Annotated in this window: 1 protein-coding gene; it reads right to left on the reverse strand. The window is 51.7% G+C overall.

Annotated features, from left to right (window positions below; translation table 11 throughout):
- Nucleotides 1-854 (reverse strand): IS5 family transposase gene (locus IE061_RS17890; RefSeq protein ID WP_096921760.1). Its coding sequence is split into 2 segments (ribosomal slippage): nt 1-510 and nt 513-854, totalling 852 coding nucleotides; the frame shifts between segments, so codons are not numbered across the junction.
- Nucleotides 855-921: the final 67 nt, after the last annotated feature.

The raw sequence follows: 921 nt of genomic DNA on the forward strand, positions 1-921 counted from the left end.
CTAGGCTTTGTACGAAAAGTTAGCTCGCAGGCAGCGGTCTATGCATGCCACGCATACCATCGCCCTAAAGCTGCTTGCTAACTTATCGTAGCGTGTGGCAATGCGGCGTAGCTCCTTTAGCCAGCTAAAACAGCGTTCTACCGCATTTCGTTGTCGATATTTAGGCTTATCAAACCGTCTAGGTAGACCTGGCCGCCTTCTTCGATACATGTTGCGTTGAGCTATGACCGGCTTCATCCCGTGCCTATCGCAATAACGACGCAGCTCATCGCTGTCATAGCCTTTATCAGCCACCATATAGCGACTACGTTTGCGCGGGCGCCCTACGTTACCAGGCAGATAAACGCTCTCTAATGTCGAAATAAAGTGCCGAGAGTCTGCCTCTTGGCCGGGAGACAGCGTGAATGCCAGAGGCCAACCATGACGATCGCAAACCAAATGAATTTTGGTGGTTAACCCCCCGCGACTGCGGCCAAGGGCATGATCTAGCGGTTCTTCAGAGCCCCTTTTTTGCCGCCTCCTGCGGCAGCACGGGTGGCACGAACCGATGTTGAATCAATCATCCACGTATCCAAATCCATCAAGCCGTCTTCACGTAACTTGAGCTGTAAGCGAGAAAGAATGGCCTCAAACGTGCCGTCATCTCGCCATTTGCGAAAGCGTTCATAAGCGGTAGACCAAGGACCGTAGCGCTCAGGCAGATCACGCCATTTAGCACCAGAGCACAGCACCCAGAAAATACCGTTGAGAACTTGCCGGTCATCTCGCCTAGGCCTCCCCATGAGTTGAGGTGGCGATACAATGTCTTCAATCTGTGCCCAGCCGTTATCAGAGACTTCATAACGTTCGACCATGACGGTTCTCCTATGCAGCTATCGCATAGGCAAATTTAGCAGATATGACTTTTCGTACAAAACCTAG

It is taken from the genome of Vreelandella hamiltonii (assembly GCF_014651795.1).
In the GTDB taxonomy this organism is placed as follows: domain Bacteria; phylum Pseudomonadota; class Gammaproteobacteria; order Pseudomonadales; family Halomonadaceae; genus Vreelandella; species Vreelandella hamiltonii.